This is a genomic window from Pseudomonas putida, from assembly GCF_050990305.1.
Classification (GTDB): Bacteria; Pseudomonadota; Gammaproteobacteria; order Pseudomonadales; family Pseudomonadaceae; genus Aquipseudomonas; species Aquipseudomonas putida_AH.
In genome coordinates this window covers 4766108-4784477 of the sequence record NZ_CP158817.1, presented here as the reverse complement: position 1 = coordinate 4784477, position 18370 = coordinate 4766108, and the positions used below count along the sequence as shown (strand labels likewise).

General features: G+C 57.4%; 16 protein-coding genes. 2 read left to right on the top strand and 14 right to left on the bottom strand.

Annotated features, from left to right (window positions below):
* Position 1: 1 nt before the first annotated feature.
* The 7 genes from ABTV22_RS21490 to puuE form a co-directional block, all read right to left on the bottom strand.
* On the bottom strand, positions 2-787 hold the full coding sequence (locus ABTV22_RS21490; protein WP_433736486.1) for an outer membrane protein OmpK: 786 nt from the start codon (positions 785-787) through the stop codon (positions 2-4).
* Between the two features lie 173 nt (positions 788-960).
* Positions 961-2313, bottom strand: a complete 1353-nt coding sequence (locus ABTV22_RS21485) for a nucleobase:cation symporter-2 family protein (RefSeq protein ID WP_433736485.1) — start codon at positions 2311-2313, stop codon at positions 961-963.
* A gap of 139 nt (positions 2314-2452) precedes the next feature.
* Positions 2453-3754 (bottom strand): urate hydroxylase PuuD, encoded by a 1302-nt coding sequence (locus ABTV22_RS21480; protein ID WP_433736484.1) that lies wholly within the window; start codon positions 3752-3754, stop codon positions 2453-2455.
* Between the two features lie 51 nt (positions 3755-3805).
* On the bottom strand, positions 3806-4309 hold the full coding sequence (locus ABTV22_RS21475; RefSeq protein ID WP_433736483.1) for an ureidoglycolate lyase: 504 nt from the start codon (positions 4307-4309) through the stop codon (positions 3806-3808).
* A 119-nt stretch (positions 4310-4428) separates the two neighbouring features.
* Positions 4429-5424, bottom strand: coding sequence for an allantoicase (gene alc, locus ABTV22_RS21470; RefSeq protein WP_433736482.1), 996 nt, complete (start codon positions 5422-5424; stop codon positions 4429-4431).
* Positions 5425-5514: 90 nt separating this feature from the next.
* Positions 5515-6030 carry a 2-oxo-4-hydroxy-4-carboxy-5-ureidoimidazoline decarboxylase gene (uraD, locus tag ABTV22_RS21465; RefSeq protein ID WP_433736481.1) on the bottom strand — a complete coding sequence of 172 codons (516 nt, stop codon included), beginning with the start codon at positions 6028-6030 and terminating at the stop codon, positions 5515-5517.
* Positions 6027-6953 carry an allantoinase PuuE gene (gene puuE, locus ABTV22_RS21460; RefSeq protein ID WP_433736480.1) on the bottom strand — a complete coding sequence of 309 codons (927 nt, stop codon included), beginning with the start codon at positions 6951-6953 and terminating at the stop codon, positions 6027-6029. The genes uraD and puuE overlap by 4 nt, the downstream gene beginning before the upstream one ends.
* 433 nt (positions 6954-7386) lie before the next feature.
* Here puuE and uraH point away from each other — a divergent pair, with 433 nt between their 5' ends.
* Complete coding sequence (uraH, locus tag ABTV22_RS21455) at positions 7387-7740, top strand: hydroxyisourate hydrolase (RefSeq protein WP_433736479.1); 354 nt, start codon at positions 7387-7389, stop codon at positions 7738-7740.
* 136 nt (positions 7741-7876) lie between these two features.
* On the opposite strand, the gene ABTV22_RS21450 is transcribed toward uraH, so the two are convergent.
* From ABTV22_RS21450 to ABTV22_RS21430, 5 genes are all read right to left on the bottom strand, one after another.
* Positions 7877-9490 (bottom strand): hypothetical protein, encoded by a 1614-nt coding sequence (locus tag ABTV22_RS21450; RefSeq protein WP_433736478.1) that lies wholly within the window; start codon positions 9488-9490, stop codon positions 7877-7879.
* Positions 9491-9533: 43 nt separating this feature from the next.
* A complete protein-coding gene (locus tag ABTV22_RS21445; RefSeq protein ID WP_433736477.1) occupies positions 9534-12893 on the bottom strand; it encodes a calcium-binding protein in 3360 nt (1119 codons plus the stop codon).
* 192 nt (positions 12894-13085) lie between these two features.
* Positions 13086-13715, bottom strand: a complete 630-nt coding sequence (locus tag ABTV22_RS21440) for a LysE family translocator (protein ID WP_433736476.1) — start codon at positions 13713-13715, stop codon at positions 13086-13088.
* 67 nt (positions 13716-13782) lie between these two features.
* Positions 13783-15132 (bottom strand): NCS2 family permease, encoded by a 1350-nt coding sequence (locus tag ABTV22_RS21435; RefSeq protein WP_433736475.1) that lies wholly within the window; start codon positions 15130-15132, stop codon positions 13783-13785.
* A gap of 292 nt (positions 15133-15424) precedes the next feature.
* A complete protein-coding gene (locus tag ABTV22_RS21430; protein ID WP_433736474.1) occupies positions 15425-15868 on the bottom strand; it encodes a MarR family winged helix-turn-helix transcriptional regulator in 444 nt (147 codons plus the stop codon).
* 81 nt (positions 15869-15949) lie between these two features.
* Between ABTV22_RS21430 and ABTV22_RS21425 the strand changes: the two genes are divergently transcribed.
* Positions 15950-17116 (top strand): PLP-dependent aminotransferase family protein, encoded by a 1167-nt coding sequence (locus ABTV22_RS21425; protein ID WP_433736473.1) that lies wholly within the window; start codon positions 15950-15952, stop codon positions 17114-17116.
* A gap of 172 nt (positions 17117-17288) precedes the next feature.
* Here the strand turns inward: ABTV22_RS21425 and ABTV22_RS21420 are convergent, their stop codons facing one another.
* Together ABTV22_RS21420 and folE are read right to left on the bottom strand one after the other, a co-directional pair.
* A complete protein-coding gene (locus tag ABTV22_RS21420; protein WP_433736472.1) occupies positions 17289-17660 on the bottom strand; it encodes a glutathione S-transferase N-terminal domain-containing protein in 372 nt (123 codons plus the stop codon).
* Positions 17661-17765: 105 nt separating this feature from the next.
* Entirely contained in the window at positions 17766-18311 is a 546-nt protein-coding gene (folE, locus tag ABTV22_RS21415) for a GTP cyclohydrolase I FolE (RefSeq protein ID WP_003204506.1), read from the bottom strand.
* Between the last annotated feature and the right edge of the window lie 59 nt (positions 18312-18370).

Here is an 18370-nt window from a genome sequence, read left to right as displayed (position 1 = left end):
CCTAGAAATGCACCTTCACCAGCAGGCTGGTGGTGTTTTCATTGGTGTCGAAGTTGCTGGTGTTTTCGATGCCGTACTTGTCTTTCCAGTAGCTGTATTCGATGCCGGCATACACCTGCTTCTCACGCCAACCCAAGGCTTTGCCCAGGTCATATTTGACCTGCGGGTTGAAGTGCAGGTTGGCGTGATAGGTGCCGTGCGAGTTCTGGTCATTGTCCGTCACCCAATCGATGTAGCCATCGATCAACAGGCTCGAATTGCCCAGAGGCAGGGTGTAGGACCAGGCCGGTGTGATTTGCCACACGCCATCGCCGGGTCGCGAGCCCTCGGTAAAACGCTGGTAGATGTTCAGGGTGACAAAATTGAAGCCGGGCACTTTCAGATCAAAACCGGGACCGATCAGATAAGCCTCGGTGTCGTCTTCGCCATTCTCATAGGTCATGGCCAGCAACACGTCCTTGATCGGGCCGAGCTCCAGTTTTTTATCGAAGATCTTGCCGAACGACAGGCGCGGGCTGAATTCGCCGTAATAAGCGTGGACGCCTTTGTTCCGGTCTTTCTCGCCGTTGTAGTAGGTGCTGTCGATGAACATGAAGTTGTCGCCGTACTTCCAGCGGTCGGCGTGTTCGAAGGTGATTGTCTGCTGGATGTGCGGGTTGACCACGAAATCCTTGCCATACAGGTAACTCAGGCTGTTGGTCTGCCACAGCAGTAAATCCCCGGCCATGGCCTGGGTGGCGGCCAGAAGGCCAGCGCCCAACAGCATGCTTGTCTGTGTCCGAATCATCTGTTGCTCCTTCTTGTTTTTATATTGTTCAAGGCGCAGGCAACCCCGGCCCCTGTAGGAGCGAGCCTGCTCGCGATGGACTAAAAGGCGCCGCGTTTATCCAACAAATACGCGTTATCGTTAGCGACCATCGCGAGCAGGCTCGCTCCTACAGGGTTTCGTGTCTTTGCCTGTCAGTGGGCGTGACAGTCGTTGGCGGCGGCGCGTTCGGCTCCGCCAAGGATGTTGAACAACAGGTTCAGCGTCAGGGCGCTGAGGGTGGCCATGGCGATACCACTATGGGTGATCGGGCTCATCCACATCGGCAGGTGAGCAAAAAACTCCGGGCGCACCACAGGAATCAGGCCCATGCCGATGCTCACCGCCACCAGCAGTTGGTTGCGACGGTCACCGATGTCGGTTTCCTGCAGGATCTTGATCCCGGTGGCGGCGACCATGCCGAACATCGCAATGGCTGCGCCGCCGAGCACCGCCGGTGGAATCGAGGCCACCAGGAACGCGGCCTTGGGCAGCAGGCTCAGGACGATCAGCAACCCACCGGCAACGATGGTCACCGAACGGCAGCGCACGCCGGTCATTTGCACCAGGCCGATGTTCTGCGCGAACGAGGAATGGGTGAAGGTGTTGAAGAAACCGGCGAAGAACGAAGCACCGGCATCGCACAGCAAGCCGCGTCGCAGCATGCGCGGGCAAACATCCTGACCGGTGATCTTGCCCAACGCGAGGAACATCCCGGTGGACTCGACAAAAATGATCACCACCACCAGGCACATCGACAGGATCGGTGCCAATTCGAACTTCGGCATGCCGAAATGCAGCGGGGTGACGAATTGCAGCCAAGGCGCCTGGGCCATGCCGCTGAGGTCGACCATACCGATCAGGCCGCAGAGCACGTAGCCCAGGCACATGCCGATCAGAACGGAGATATTGACCCAGAACCCGCGCATGAAACGATGCACCAACAGGATGGTGCCCAGCACCAACGCGGCAATGGTCAGGTAGATCGGGGAGCCGAATTGAGTGGCCTGAGCGCCACCGCCGGCCCAATTCACGGCCACGGGGAACAGCGATAAGCCGATCGAAGTGATAACCGTGCCGGTCACCAGTGGTGGGAAGAAGCGTACGACTTTTGACATGAACGGCGCGATCAACATGCCGAAGAATCCGGCGGCGATAGTGGCGCCGAAGATCCCTTGCAAGCCAACACCGGGCATTCCCGCCATCGCGACCATGCTGCCGACGGCGGCGAAACTGGCGCCCATCATCACCGGCATGCGGATACCCGCGGGGCCGATGCCGAGGGATTGCACGATGGTGGCGATGCCGGCGACCAGCAGGTCGGCGTTGATCAGGAAGGCGATTTCTTCACGGCTCAGGCCAGCGGCCTGTCCGATGATCAGCGGCACCGCGATGGCTCCGCCGTACATCAGCAGAACGTGTTGCAGGCCAACCAGGATCAGTTGCAAGAGGGGTAAACGCTGAATGGCGGGTGCGTCGGGGATGCGTGCTTGGGATAGCTCGGACATGCAACACCTCGGATCTTTTTATTCTTGTGATTTTTTGCATCAGGCAACCGCTGCGCGGTTGATCGCCAGCAAGCCGGCTCCTACAGGCTTTGGGTGGATAAATCCGTAGGAGCCGGCTTGCTGGCGATGCTTTTATTGCTTAATTGGTCGGAGCGCCCTGAACGATCCAGGCGCCAATCAGGTCACGTTCCTGCTGGGTCATCTGGGTGATGTTGCCCAGTGGCATGATCTGGGTGGCGACGGCTTGAGCCTGGATCCGCGCAGCGTTCTGGCGGATCTGCTCAGGGGTGTCGAACATCACACCGGCCGGGGCCGCGCTGAACAGCGGGCTGGTCGGTTTGGCGGAGTGGCAGACGGCGCAACGTTCCTGGATCACGCTATGCACCTTGTCGAAGCCAGGGCCTGCGTTGGACGCTTGCGCCGGTGCGGCTGCCGGAGCTTCTGCAGGTTTTGCTTCTGCCGGTTTCAAACCACCGCCCAACGCCGTTTCCGGCAGTGGCTGGTATTCGATCTTCGCCGGCGCCTTGGCCACTTCAGGGCTGTTCATCGGCGCAGGGCCGGTGACGTAAGCCAGGCTGATCATGCCCACCGCTGCCACGGGCAGGGTCCAGGCAAACTTGTGGCTGTCATGGCGGGTGTTGAAGTAGTGACGCACCAACACCGCCAGCACCGCGATCCCGGCCAGGATCAGCCAGTTGTACTGGCTGCCATAGGTGCTCGGGAAGTGGTTGCTGATCATGATGAACAGCACTGGCAGGGTGAAGTAGTTGTTGTGGCGTGAACGCAGCAGGCCCTTGGCTGGCAGTGCCGGGTCCGGCGTGCGGTTCTCGGCGATGGCCGCGACCAGTGCCCGTTGCGCCGGCATGATGATGCGGAACACGTTGCCGACCATGATGGTGCCGATGAGCGCGCCGACGTGCAGGTACGCACCACGGCCGCTGAACACCTTGCTGAAGCCATAGGCCGCGCCGATGATCAGCACGAACAGGATTGCACCGAGCAGGGCAGGGTGTTTGCCCAGGGCCGAGTCGCAGAGGAAGGAGTAGACGAACCAGCCGATGAACAGCGAGCCCAGACCGATGGCCACGCCTTCAGGGCCGCTCAGGGTGCTGCCCGGAGCCAGCAGGTAGAGCGTGGGGTTGGAGTAGAACACCACGCACAGCAGCGCGATACCCGACATCCAGGTGAAGTAGGCTTCCCATTTGAACCAGTGCAGGTTGTCCGGCATGGTCGGTGGGGCCAGTTTGTATTTTTCCAGGTGGTAGATACCGCCACCGTGAATTGCCCACAAATCACCGGCCAGACCGCTTTTCGGGTTGACCCGATTGAGGTTGTTCTCCAGCCAGACGAAGTAAAACGATGCGCCGATCCAGGCCACACCAGTAATCATATGAACCCAGCGCACGCTCAGGTTCAGCCATTCCAACAGATGTGCTTCCACAGTCTTTACCTCTCGCCTGTCACTCTTGTTGTCGAGTGATCAGACCTTCTCTTATTGGTGGGGGGCGAGGATCAAACGTTCATCCTCTTTGAAAAAATGCTCATCGCAGTTATTGCCTGTGCCACTGCGATCAACCACCAGGAAGTCATCCCGCTTTTCGATCGTCAGCACCGGGTGGTGCCAGACGCCGCGATGGTAATTGATGCCCTGCCTGCCGTTGGTAACGAAGGCGCGGACCAAGCCTGATACAGGTTCATCGCCAAGTGGCGCGACCACGATCAGAAAGGGGTTGCCGAGCAGCGGAATGAAAGCCTGGCTGCCCAGCGGATGGCGCTCCAGCATGCTGACGGTCAGCGGCATGTCCTGCACGTCGGCGCGGAAAATGCTGATGATCGCGTTGTCCTCTGGCGTGGCGGTTTCGACCGTCGCCAGTTTGTGAAAGCGCATGGTCGAACCGTTGTTGATCATAAAGTGATCGCTGCCGTCGGTTTCGATCACGTCACCGAAAGGGGCGAAGGCTTCTTTTGTCAGCGGTTCAATCGTCAGTGTGCGCATGCTGTTCTTCTTATCCGAATTCGTTGTTGTGTAGCTTTTGTAGGAGCCGGCTTGCTGGCGATAGCGGCCTCACTGGCGCCATCGCCAGCAAGCCGGCTCCTACAGGTTTTCATCTGCCTTTATTTAGCGACCTTGCCCAGGACGCGCAGGCGGCTCACACCACCGTCCGGGAACACGTTCAGGCGGATGTGGGTGATTGGGCCCAGCGCCTTGATCTGCTCGGCGAAGGTGTGTTCGGCATGCATTTCCAGCTTCTGGCTTGGCAGCAGTTCGCGCCAGAACAGCGATTGGGTTTCGATCTGGCTGTCGGTGCCGCCTTTGACGAACGCGCCCTGGATCGAGCAGCTATCCGGGTAGTTGCCCTTGAAGTGCAGGGTGTCAACGATGACTTTCTCGACTTCACCGGCATGGCCCAGGGCGACGATCACCCAGTCATTGCCAGGGGTACGACGACGCGCGGTTTCCCAGCCGTCGCCCATGTTGATGCCGCGGCCCGGGTTGAGGATGTTGCTCATGCGGCCGAAGTGTTCGTCGGAGCACGCCAGGGCGCGACCGCCGTTCAGGGCAGCAGCCAGGTCGACCTGTTCGTTGTCGCCAACCTCCGACCAGTCGCGGAACGGCACGCCGTACACACGCAGACGGGCCACGCCGCCATCCGGGTAGATGTTGAAACGCAGGTGGCTGAAGGCCTGGTCGTTGCTGATTTCGTGGTAGTGATGGCTGTTGCCTTGCAGCTCGACGGCGGACAGCACTTCAACCCACTGGGTATTTTCGTTCGGCTCGCCTTCGGCCAGGAAGCAGGCTTCCAGGGAAGCCGATGGCGGGAAGTTGCCGGTGAAGAATGAAGTGTCGATGTCCACGCCCTTGATCGAGCCGGGCACGCCCAGGCGGATCACTGCGCTGTCATAGCCTTCGAAGCGCTTGCGGCGCGATTCCCAGCCATCCATCCACTTGCCGTTGTCATCGAACACGCCCTCCTTCCACACGGCCGGGGTCGGTTGGAACAGACGGTTGGCGTCTGCGAACCAGTCATCGGTGACCGAGATGATTTTGGTGCCCAGACGGGCGTCGGCCAGGTTGACGAACTTCTCGAAAGGTACGGCGTAAGCTTTCATTCTTCTTGTCTGCCTTTAATAAGTTGGCTTGGGATGCTCTCGGGGCCCTGGGTTCGTTCGGCGTTCTTGAATGAACTCGGGCCAGGATCGCTATAGGGTCAGTAATCGGAACAGGGCAATCTTGTTGATCTCCGCCAGCGCGCACTTGAACTCGGTGTCGACCGGGTTGTGGATGCGCGTTTCGAACGCTGCGAGGATCTGATGCCGGTTGCTGCCTTTTACCGCCATGATGAAGGGAAACTTGAACTTGGCCTTGTAGGCGTCGTTCAGCTCGGTGAAGCGCTGGAACTCTTCGGCCGTGCATTGGTGAATACCGGCGCCAGCCTGTTCATTGGTGCTGGCTTCGGTCAGTTGCCCCTGGACGGCGGCTTTGCCGGCCAGGTCCGGGTGAGCGTTGATCAGGGCCAGTTGGCTTTCGTGATCGGCGCTCAACAGGATGTCGCTCATGCGCTGGTGCAGGGTTTCGATCTGGTCGATCGAAGCGTCCTGGCCCAGGTCGAAGGCCTTTTCGGCCACCCATGGCGAATGTTCGTAGATGTCGGCGAAGGCGTTGACGAAGGCGTCGCGGCTCAGGGTCGATGGTTTCAATGTCTGGAAGGCGCTCATTTCGCGGCCCCTTGGTACGGGTGGGTTTCGTGCCAGTGGCGTGCAATGTCGACGCGACGGCTGAACCACACCTGCTCATGACTTTTAGCGTATTCGATAAAGCGCTTGAGCGAAGCCAGACGCGCCGGACGGCCGATCAGGCGGCAGTGCAGGCCAATCGACAGCATTTTCGGTGCCTCGGCGCCTTCGGCGTACAGCACGTCGAACGCATCCTTGAGGTATTCGAAGAAGTCGTCGCCCTTGTTGAAACCCTGGACCTGGGTAAAGCGCATGTCGTTGGTGTCCAGAGTGTACGGGATCACCAAGTGCGGCTTGCCGGCCGGGTTGTTCGGTTCCCAGTAGGGCAGGTCGTCGTCGTAGGTATCGCTGTCGTAGAGGAAACCGCCTTCTTCCATCACCAGGCGACGGGTGTTCGGACCGGTGCGGCCGGTGTACCAGCCCAGCGGACGCTCACCGGTGATTTCGGTCAGGATGCGGATCGCTTCAAGCATGTGCTCGCGTTCCTGGGCTTCGTCCATGTACTGGTAGTCGATCCAGCGGTAGCCGTGACTGCAGATCTCGTGGCCGGCATCGACCATGGCGCGGATCACGTCAGGGTGACGCTGGGCGGCCATGGCCACGGCGAAGATGGTCAGCGGAATGTCGAATTCCTTGAACAGTTTCAGAATCCGCCAGACACCGGCGCGGCTGCCATACTCGTAAAGCGATTCCATGCTCATATTGCGCGCGCCTTGCAGGGGCTGCGCCGAGACCATTTCAGAGAGGAACGCTTCGGATTCCTTGTCGCCGTGCAGGATATTGCGCTCGCCACCTTCTTCGTAATTGAGCACGAAGGACAGGGCGATCCGAGCATTGCCCGGCCAGTGTGGATGCGGAGGGTTACTGCCGTAACCGGTCAGGTCGCGTGGGTAGTCAGCGCTCACTGCAGTCTTCCTTCTTATTCGTGTTGACAGGTTGTGTGATGCGCCGGCGAATGTTGAGTGAGGCTGGCGTCACAGCGATGGACTGATTGTATACAACTTTATATTCACTTTGTAAGCCTGATTTTTTGCATTTTTCGCTAACGGTCATCTTCACGTGCTACCAGGATGAGCCTGCAAGAAATTTGCCCGGTCGGTCAGCTAACGGCTGTGAGGTCCAGCTATAGTGTGGTTTGGCAGCAAATTGGCAGGAATTCAGTCGATGAAAGCGCTGATCGTAAAAATGTCGCTTTTATTGTGTACAATTTTTTTGAAAAGTGTCTTAATCAATCGCTCGCCGCATCTTTTCGTGGTCCGAAACGGTGCGGTCTCCTTTTAACTGACTTCGGGAGGCGCGAGGTCTGACTGCTTCCTCGCAGGCAGGCGCGCAGAATCAATGGGACGTTTGACTACACACGTTTTGGACGCTGCACACGGTTGCCCGGGCAGCTCGATCAAGGTCGAGTTGTACCGCGTTGAAGGTTCGCACCTGGAATTGGTCGCCACTGCGACAACTAACAGCGATGGCCGTGTCGATGCACCACTGCTGCAAGGCGATGACTATCGCACCGGTGTCTACCAGGTTCAGTTTCATGCGGGCGATTACTACCGCGCCCGTGGGGTTCAATTGCCAGAACCTGCGTTCCTGGATGTGGTGGTGCTGCGTTTCGGCATCTCGGCGGAACAGGATCATTACCACGTACCGTTGCTGATTTCGCCCTACAGCTATTCGACATATCGCGGCAGCTGATCCCCCAAGCAGCTGCCTCACCCTGGAAGCGACTGCGCATATAGCTTCTTTGGTCTTTCGCCCGCTCACACTGCGGGCTTTTTTTTCTGTGAGCCCGTGCACTCGCCGGTATGGCCGGCGAGTGCACGGGTGGCTGTCAGCCTTCTCTGATGATGAACACCGACTGCCATCCGGAACTGGTTGTCTGGGTGCCGCCCAGCAGCCATATCACTTTGTTCTGGTCGTAAGCGGTGAGCAGTGTGGTTCGGGCTCGCTCGCCAATCCGGGCTGTAAGGTGCGGGTCGGAAAGCTCATTGCCCGGTGGGGTGATGTCTCTGATCGCATGGCCGTCAACGCGGCCGAGTTTCATGAAGAAAACCGCATCGTGGTTAGCTCGGGTGAAAACCAGCGTGGGGCCGCGGTGTTCGTGCGTCAGCGGAAAAACGTCATAGCCGTTGCGCACCAGCACGCTGCCCACTAGCCGCTTGAGGTTGTAGTTGGAAGGGGTTGCGGTGTAATTGTTCCACTCCGTGGAGAAGTGGTGTGGGGCGAAATCCAGCCGTCGCAATGTTCCAGCGGCATCGGAAGGCGTCAGTGCCAACCAGCCAGTGTCGGTCGTTCTGGTAATGACCGGCAGCATCAGGAGCGGGTCGGCCAGTTCCCTTCGCGGGATGCGGGCAGTGCTTGGATCCGCCCAGTTGCGAAAGGTCTGCTTCAAGACCATAAGGCCTGAGGCGTTGATGACGTTGGAATGATCGGCTTGGTTGAACACGCTTCTTGCAACGTCATTTAACGAAGCATCCGAGAAATCCCTGAAGGTTTCAGCGACATAAGCGGTCAAGCTCTTTTCGAATGGAAGGGGGTTGTCCAACACTTCCCACTGACCATTTTTTCTCACGGCCCATCGGGGTTGCAACGATGGATCGTCATGCAGCATCTGTTCGAAGTCGTCATAACGCGAGGGTGAAAACCGAGGGTGTTGAAGAAAGGCGATTTCAGTGCTGCGCAGAGATCCCGGGGGCACGACTCGATAGTGAAGGCCGTTGATCTCAAGGGACTCTGCCGATTGGGGTTTTGTCGAACTCCCCCAGTTTTTCCATAGTGCAGAAGACAGGTCTATGGGAGAAGAGGGCTGTGCGAGCAGGTTTGAGAGAAGGGGATACTCTTCGGCCAATAGGTTGGCGTCTTCATCCAAACGTGGCCGCTTGGACGTGCTGGGTCCGGGTTGTTCGTCTGTCGAACTTCCGGGCTGCGGGTTGCGACCAGGGTCGTCGGCAATACCCGTATCTTTCCTGCGCCAGAATCCTGTACCAGCGATTCTTTCAAGTATCGGACCTGAAGCTTTCAGCTCACTGGCCGATGAGGCCTGGTACTCGCCGTCATCTCTACGTCGCACCAGTGTGACGCCTTCATTTTCAACTTCTGCATACGTCGCGTTGCGTTGGCCATGCCGTAATCCGTTGGCATCGGGCGCGGATAATCTCGGTACCAGCATGGAAGGCAGAAAGTTGATGTCGGATGTGGTGCTGGTGGGGGGGATGACGGCCGGCCCGGGTGTGGAAATGTCGACCACCATAATCTGGGGTTGCTGCGGAGTATTGTCCGCGTCTACTTCAGGTCGTCGGCTTCCCGGCAATTCGATGGAAGGTCCGGGAGTGCTGGAATCAGGCAAGTTGAACCGGGGTGGTAAACCGTCCTCGGCTCCGTTGTTTCTAACAGGTTGGTCTGTGTCCGGGGTGCCGGGCCTTGGGACTTTTCTTGGTGGCTTCATGCCTTTTTTGCTCCATTAATAGCAATTAAATATTTGGGTGTTTTCAAGTTAAAGCGGGTCGAATAAAGCACTCAATTAAACTGAAGTGAATATCCATCGGGTTGCAGTGTTGTGGGTGGTAATTATGTAGTTTCATAGGGGTTGGTTTTTTTTTTGAGTGCATATAGACCTGCTCGAATAAGAGGTCGACTGCATAAGTGTCACCTGATGGAGTAATGACATATAACACTTCAACTGGAACGTTTTCGTCCTTGTAGTCTGGGAGGTGGATAATAAGATTGCGTCCGGCCATCAACTTGCCTTTCGATAATCGTATAAAGCCAGGGTGGTCGTCTCTTGAGTGGAAATACCAGGTCGAAGCGTCGGACGTTTTTGTGAATGCACCCGGCGTGAAAATTCGCAGAATGGCGTCAGCGGCGAAATACACATGATAGGTGGAGCCGCTCCCCTCAAGCGACACCACCGTATTGCGCAGTTGAAACGGGAAATCGATACGCTGTGGACGAGGGGGCAGCAAGATGGGGCTGCTGTCTGGCGGATCAATGAATAGATAGTTACCCGCCCGCTTTTTCAGCATTTGCCATCCGCTCAATTGTTTGACGCCAGGGCTTTTTACATCATTAACGTAGTCGGGCGAGGGTGCTTGAATTTTGTAAGACACACCGTCGCGCATCGTCAGGTTTATCGCCTGGTTCAATACCAGCTCTTTGACCTTGTAAGACGTATCTTTGATGTTGAAGTAACCGCCTGGCGCAGAGGCTGCCATGTCACGAAAGGTTATGGTTTTTCTTTGCAGCGTTAGTTCAAGGTTAATATCGCTGTACGTCAGATAGTGATTGCTGTGCTGGTTGTCCACTCGAACGGTGTAACTGGCTCGCGCTTCGGTTATTTCCGTGCTGTCGCAATCGATATAGAGGGTTTTTACCGTGTTGGAGTTTGTTTTTTGAAGGGTGAAAGATCTGATGTCGAAATCGCGGTCGATGAAATAACTTGAGTGTCTGGTGTCAGACATTTCATGTGAGCGATGGCTGATAATCAGAGGTGTTGGCTGTTTGCCCGTTGTCAGCATCAAAATTTCAATGCTGTGATTGCCGGGGCCGTCCAGTTCATCAGGAAAGTCGGGGGTGAGTTGAAATCCATCCTGGGTCAAGAAATGCAGTTTCTGCTCTTGAAACACGCGCTTGTTCGCCACTTTTTTATAAACGTCTTTGATGATCAGCTGACTGTCTGGCCATTCTCCATCTTTTCCGCAGCGCGACAGGATCACCAATGAGGTGTCGTCAACGAACCATTGGAGAATGTTTTCAAGCGACCAGTCCATGATGATCACGCTTTCTTCTCCCGCGTTCTCCCTGAGAGTGACCGCACCGCTTTTGTGAGCGATGAAATACTGGTCTTTTCCTGCATCGCCCGCGGCCTCCCCATAGCCGCTCATCAGGTAGATTGCGTCATCGCCAGCACCTGCGTTGATTTGATCATTGCCTCTGGAAACGATGCGATTTGCACTATCTGACCCTTGTACGACGCTGTTGGCGCCGGCCAGTGTTGCGACGTTTTCAATACTTTCCAGCGCGGCGTGGAGCGCCGAGGGATCATGCATAGAGTCGCCGCGCACGTGTACCCAACCTGTATCCAGGGCGATAAAAAAACCGCTGTAGGCGGTTTGGTCACGGCTATCCATTTGGCCATGGAACACCAGTGTGTCGTTGCCGCCTCCCCCGAAAACATAATTAAGAGGTTCAGTACGCCGCAGAGTCTTGAGTGCCTGTGAGGCTCCCTCGAACAGGAAATGATCGTCCTTTGCGCCACCGGTCAGGTGTTTAGTGCCTGTACCGTAGCTGAAATGGTTGGGTTTTTGTTCGATGCCGATAACGGTGTCTTTCCCGCCGCCCAGTAACCAGAGCGTCGCCTTCGATTCGCCGACGGTTCCCTTCACCACCCCGGAAAGTTCCGCAGGCACTCCGTTGCGGGCGTCAATGGTGTCGTCTGCGTCTTGAATCATTGGCACCTTGATTTCCTCGGAGTCTATTGAGTCACCTCCTTGGTTATCCTGCTTGAACCAATACACCTGAGCGGCCTTCAGAGACACCTCTGCCTTGCCATTCACAATGGCCTCGACACTGTCCTTCATTTGCCCGTCGAGCCATCTTCGGGCTCTGTTGGTGAGCATTTTCGAGTGCTGGTCTTTGGTGAAGGCGATGTCGAAGCGCTCCTGAATGCGTTGCGGTGGGCTTTGGTTCAGAAACGCAAGAAATCCAGTGACAAGGCGTTCGTCGGCGCTCAGTTCGATATAGTCGTCGATGTCGTCTACCTGGCGAACGGCGCTGTAGATCTGGGATCCGGTGATCAGAATGGCTGCTGCTGCGATTCCCAGTGGGCCGGCGTGGGCGAAGCCTGCCAGGGCGGCTGTGCCGAGAATTAGCGTCAATGCGGCGCTGGTCAGGTTCACGCCAGCAGCGACGTAATGGTCCAGGGCCTGCTTGCCGGTAGTCAGGGAAGCCTCGTTCAACGCATTTATCGCGAAATAGATGTCGAAGGGGAGAGTTAACGCACCTGCAATCAATCCTGCGCCGCGCGACAGGTGTAGACCAAATCGGGTCTTGGCAAAGCCCTGGTAGATGTGGGCGCTGTTTTCAATCAACTCTTGGGCGGTTTTCACCAGGCCTCGCTCAATGATCAGCGAGCCAAGCTCCGTTACCACTGCGCCAGCACTGACGGCCGCTTCGGTACGATCACCTTTTTTGATGGCATCGCTGATGCCCATCAAGCCACTGTAGATACCGAATGCTTGCAGCCCGACCCCCATGCTGTTCGCGACCTGGCTTTTTTGCTTGTTGACCCAACCGGGGACATTTTCGGGTAAGCGGGTATCGCGAATGTCCAGTTTCTGGGCTGAGCGCAAAAGCCTGTCGATTTTTTGCGTGTGGGTGCTTTGTGCTTCGCTGAACAGGGGTGGTGCGCTGACCGAGCGATGGGTGGCAATTTCGAACAGCAGGGTCGGTATTGTGTAGTCACCAACGTTGCCGCTCGCCCGGATACGCCTTTCAACATCAGTCGGGTTCAGTTGCAAGCCGTCAATGAATGCCTGGCTTGGCTGGCGAAAGTTGGTGTTGTCGATGTCCAGAGGCTTGCCGTGTACCAACGCTTCCATTAGGTGAAGCTCTACACGGCTGACCGTAAATTGGCCAAGGCGCAGCGGTCCATAATGCCGATCAAGCGCCCTCAGGACCCGTTCACGCTTGTTGGCTGATCGGGGGCGTTGCTCCTTTTCGGTCGACGCAGCGTTACTGCGAATAAAGTCGGCTATCTCCTGATCGGCTCCAGCCAAATCAGGTGGATCAATATCCGAGACTTTGACGGCGTCGTGGTCTGAGGGATCGAGTGATGTGAAGAGATGGGACATTACAGGCTTCCTTGTCGGGCAGTTTTGATAAACGTCGGCCCAAACTTTAGGTAAGCGTGATGTGCGTACTGCGATAAATATGTAGAGCGTGTGTGTCTGCCGATGACGTTGCGTCCGGCGCTCTATCACGCGAAGTGTGCGATTGCCCATCCGCGGCATCACTGTGCCGGGATGGGCGAGCGGGGAAAGGTATTAGTGGCCGCTCAACAGAGAGGCAGCACCTGCGCCACTGAATAAACCGGCACTGATCCGGTTGAACCAACTCTGGCCTTTACCCGAGCGCAGGTACCGGGCCGCACCGTGCGCACCGAGTCCGTAAGCGACCTTGCACAGCAAATCCAATACGGTCCAGGTCGCAATCATCACCAGCAACTGCGCCAGGAACGGTTGTTCGGCGCTCAGGAATTGGGGCAGGAATGCGGCGAAGAACAAGATGTCCTTCGGATTGCTGGCACCCAGCATGAACGCTCGCCCAAACAATGCGCGAAAGCGTGGTGCTGGCGCAGCCTGAGGCACTTCAGCCCCGTGGGATGGCTGGCGCGATTGCTGCCAGCTCTGCCAGGCGAGGTAGAACAGGTACAGCGCACCGACGATTTTCAAGGCGCTGAACAACTGCTCCGATGCCAGCAGCAATGCGCCAAGGCCCAGCGCCGAAGCGCTCAACAGGCAAATCGAGGCTGTCACGCCACCGAGAAACGCCGGATAGGAACGGCGCAGACCGTAATTCAGACTGTTGCTGATCATCAACAACGACAGTGGTCCCGGGATCAGGATTACCACCAGTGCAGCGCCGCTGAACAGCAGCCAGGTTTCCAGACTCATCACTTTCCTCCATTTGCACAAAAGCCCCACCCGACGGGGTGAGGCTGTTTCCGAACGTGTACCGCGATTACAAGAAGATGAACTTGGCGATGAAGATCGCGCAGAGCACCCACAGGCTCACGGAAATTTCCTTGTACTTGCCGGTGCCGGCCTTCAACGCCACGTAGGTGATGAAGCCCAGCGCAATACCGTCGGCTACCGAAAAGGTCAGGGGCATCATGATCGCGGTGACGATTGCCGGAATGCTGTCGGTCGCTTCGTCCCATTCAATGTGCGCCATGCCGCCCATCATCAGCATCGCCACATAAATCAGCGCGCCGGCGGTGGCATAAGCAGGGATCATCCCGGCCAGCGGGGCGAAGAACATGGCTGCAACGAAGAGCACACCTACGGTCACGGCGGTAAGACCCGTCCGACCACCCGCCGCGACACCCGCGGCACTTTCCACGTAGCTGGTGACGGGAGGAACACCGACCACGGCGCCAAATACGCTGGATGCACTGTCGGCTTTCATGGCGCGGGAAAGGTTTTCGATCCGGCCGTCAGCGCCCACCAGATTGGCGCGCTGGGCAACGCCCATCAAGGTGCCGGCGGTGTCGAACATGTGCACGAACAGGAACGCCAGCACCACGCTGATCATGCTGACGTTGAACACGCCGGCAACATTCATGGCCATCCAGGTCGGAGCCAGGCTCGGCGGGGCGGACATGATGCCCTCGTAGTGCACCAAGCCCAGACCCCAGCCGGCCAGGGTTACGGTAATGATGCTGATGAGGATTGCGCCGAATACCTTGTGGTAGCTGAGGATCGCGATCATCAGGAAGCAGACGGCGGCCAGCAGTGGGCCTGGCTCGCGCAGGGAACCGAGTTTGATCAGGGTTGCCGGGCTGTCGACGACGATGCCAGCGGTTTTCAAGCCGATCAGCCCCAGGAACAGACCCACGCCGGCGCCCATGGCAAAGCGCAAACTGACCGGAATACTGTTGAGCAGCCATTCACGGATCCTGGAAAAAGTCAGGATCATGAACAGCACACCGGACACGAATACCGCACCCAGCGCCGTTTCCCAGTTGTAGCCCATGGTGCCGACCACGGTGTAGGTGAAGAACGCGTTCAAGCCCATGCCTGGCGCCAGGCCGACTGGCCAGTTGGCGTACAGGCCCATCAACAGGCAACCCAGTGCAGCGGCGATACAGGTGGCGACGAACGCCGCGCCATGGTCGATCCCGGCGTCCGCCATGATGTTGGGGTTGACGAAGATGATGTAGGCCATGGTGATGAAGGTTGTCAGACCGGCAATCAGCTCGGTCTTCACCGTGGTGCCATGCAAGCTGAGTTTAAAGATGCGCTCCAGCCAGCCAGTGCGTAAAGGCGGCGAGAGATCCAGCGTCGATGCTTCGGATTTGCGGCTTTCCACAGCGAGTACTCCTCAAGAGTTTTATTTTTATTTCCAGGGCCGGACCCGAGGGGGTGGCAGCAGCCCTTTGAGGCACTTGCGAATTTGTTGACTTGTTGGTCAGGAACTCGCACGAAGTGGATTATGCTTTTGTATACAAAGAAAGCAAATAATGTTTTTGATTTTGTCGACGAAAATTCTGGAAATAGGGATATATCGTCTGTTCGGACGTCTTCGCGAGCAAGCCTCGCTCCTACGGATATGCGCTTAACCTGTAGGCGCGAGGCTTGCCCGCGAAAGCGGTCTGGAGAAATCACATCTTTTGCTGGTTCTCACCAAGGGCCAGATTCACTGCCAACCACCCATTCACCGCCGCCTCCCCGGCTTCGGCAAACACCCGCTCCAGCAATTTCACCTGCTCACGGCGCAGTGCCTGTTCAAATCGTGCACCGTCATCGGTCAGTTCCAGCAGCCGTTTACGTTTGTCGGTCTCGGACGCGACGCTGTTCACCAGATGCATTTCCACCAACTGCCGCAATGGCATGTTCAGCGCCTGCTTGCTGACGCCAAGCAGTTCGAGCAGCTCCTTGACGCTGAGGCTCGGATAACGGGCGATGAAAAACACGATGCGTTGATGCACTCGGCTCAGGCCACGACGCTCGAGCATTTCATCGGCTTTGGCGGTGAAGGCCTGGTAACCGAAGAAAAAAGCTTCCATGGCCTGTTGTTGGGAAATCGGGCTTTTAAGGTCAAGCATGTTGACGTATCCGCTTGGGCTGTCGTAATTTTGGTCAACAAGTTTGACTCATTTTCCTTTGGCCTCGCTACCGGTGATCCCATGGCTTTTTCCGAACGTGTCTCACGCCTTAAAAGTTCTCTGATCCGTGAAATCCTCGCCGCTGCCCAGCGCCCGCAAGTGATGTCGTTCGCCGGTGGCTTACCGGCCGAAGCCATGTTGCCCAAGGTCGAGTGGGCCGACATGCCGGTGTCCATGGGCCAATACGGCATGAGCGAAGGCGAGCCGGCGTTGCGTGAAGTTCTGGCGGCCGAGGCGCGGGCCTTGGGCTTGCCATGTGAGGCGAGTCAGGTGCTGGTGGTCAGCGGTTCCCAGCAAACCCTCGATCTGGCGGCCAAGCTCTACATCGACAAAGGCACCGAAATCGTCCTCGAGGCCCCGACCTATCTGGCGGCGTTGCAGATTTTCCAGCTGTTCGGTGCCGATTGCCTCACCGTACCGCTGGAGGCGGATGGACCGAACCTGACGCAATTGCGCTTGCGCCTGGAGCAACACCGCCCAGCGTTCATCTACTTGATCCCGACTTTCCAGAATCCGTCGGCCGTACGTTATAGCGAGGCCAAGCGCGAGGCCGTTGCGGCTTTGCTCGATGAGTTTGGCGTGACCTTGATCGAAGATGAGCCCTATCGCGAACTGACTTTCGATGGCGGCAGCGCCAGACCCATTGCCGGGCGCCTGAAAAAATCCAGCTGGATCTACACCGGTACGGTCTCGAAAACCCTGATGCCGGGGTTGCGCGTGGGTTACCTGATCGCCAGCCCGGATCTGTTTCCGCACCTGCTAAAACTCAAGCAGTCGGCGGATCTGCACACCAATCGGGTCGGTCAGTGGCAAGCATTGCAATGGATCGGCAGCGCGTCCTATCAGCAGCATCTGAGTGAGTTGCGTGATTTTTACCGGGAACGTCGCGATGCGTTTCAGGCTGCGCTGGAAAAGCACTTTTCCGACCTGGCGGATTGGGACATGCCACAGGGCGGGCTGTTTTTTTGGTTGACGCTCAAGCATCCGCTGGACACCCGAACCTTGCTGAACGGGGCGTTGGCCAACGATGTGGCGTTTATGCCGGGGGAGCCGTTCTTTCCCGAGCCGGATAACCATCATGGGCATTTGCGGTTGAACTTCAGCCACATCGACCCGGCGCGGCTGGATGAAGGGCTTGGGCGATTGGCGGCTGTTGTGCGGCAGGCTCAGGCGGCGAAAGCGGCGTGAGGGCAGGGTAGAAACGAATAAACCGGCTCAAGGGCCGGTTTATTTTTGTCTTGGAGTTTTCGGTGTTTGTGCTGGCCTCATCGCGGGCAAGCCTCGCTCCTACAAAAGATCACGTGTCCCTGTAGGAGCGAGGCTTGCCCGCGATGAGGCCATCAATCACACCACAAAACCATCAGACCGCTGCAAAGCGCTTATCCAGATAATCAATGATCACCTTGGACTCATACATCCAGGTGGTCTTTCCACCTTCTTCGATACGCAGGCAAGGCACCTTGATCTTGCCGCCTTGCTCCAGCAGGGCCTGGCGATCCTGCTCGTTGTTCTTCGCATCACGCAAGGCCACCGGCACGTTCAGGCGGCGCAGGGTACGGCGGGTCTTCACGCAGAACGGGCAAGCGTGGAATTGATAAAGGGTCAGGCCCTTGGCGGCGGCTTCGACCTGGGCTTGAGCGGCGGCGGGGCGCTGCTTCTTGCCAGGGCGAGTGAGAAAGTCGATGAAAATGATCAGTTGGCCGAGGCCGACACGAAGCGCTTTGACGAACACGTTGTAAGCCTCACGGGGCGAATGAAGAAAGGCGCGCAGCTTACCTGATTTTTCGCAGACGAAAAAAAACCGGCGATGAATGCCGGTTTTTCTTTGTGCAGCAAATTACTTGATGAGGCTGAGGAATTCGCTGCGGGTCGCGGCGTTCTCACGGAACTCACCGAGCATCACCGAAGTGATCATCGACGAATTCTGCTTTTCCACACCGCGCATCATCATGCACATGTGCTTGGCCTCGATCACCACTGCAACGCCCAGGGCGCCGGTGACTTGCTGGACCGCATCGGCGATCTGGCGGCTGAGGTTTTCCTGGATCTGCAGGCGGCGGGCGTACATATCGACGATCCGCGCGACTTTCGACAGGCCCAGCACTTTGCCGCTCGGGATGTAAGCGACGTGGGCCTTGCCGATGAACGGTAGCAGGTGGTGTTCGCACAACGAGTACAGCTCGATGTCCTTGACCAGTACCATTTCGCTGTTGTCGGAGCTGAACAAGGCACCGTTGGTGACTTCTTCGAGAGTCTGTTCATAGCCGCGGCAGAGGTACTGCATGGCTTTGGCGGCACGTTTTGGCGTGTCGAGCAGGCCTTCGCGGGACACGTCCTCGCCCAATTGGCCGAGGATCGCGGTGTAATTCTGTTCCAGGGACATGAAACTACCTGTGGGATTTTACGCAAAGAACAAGGGTACGGTGGCGGACACGGCGCTGC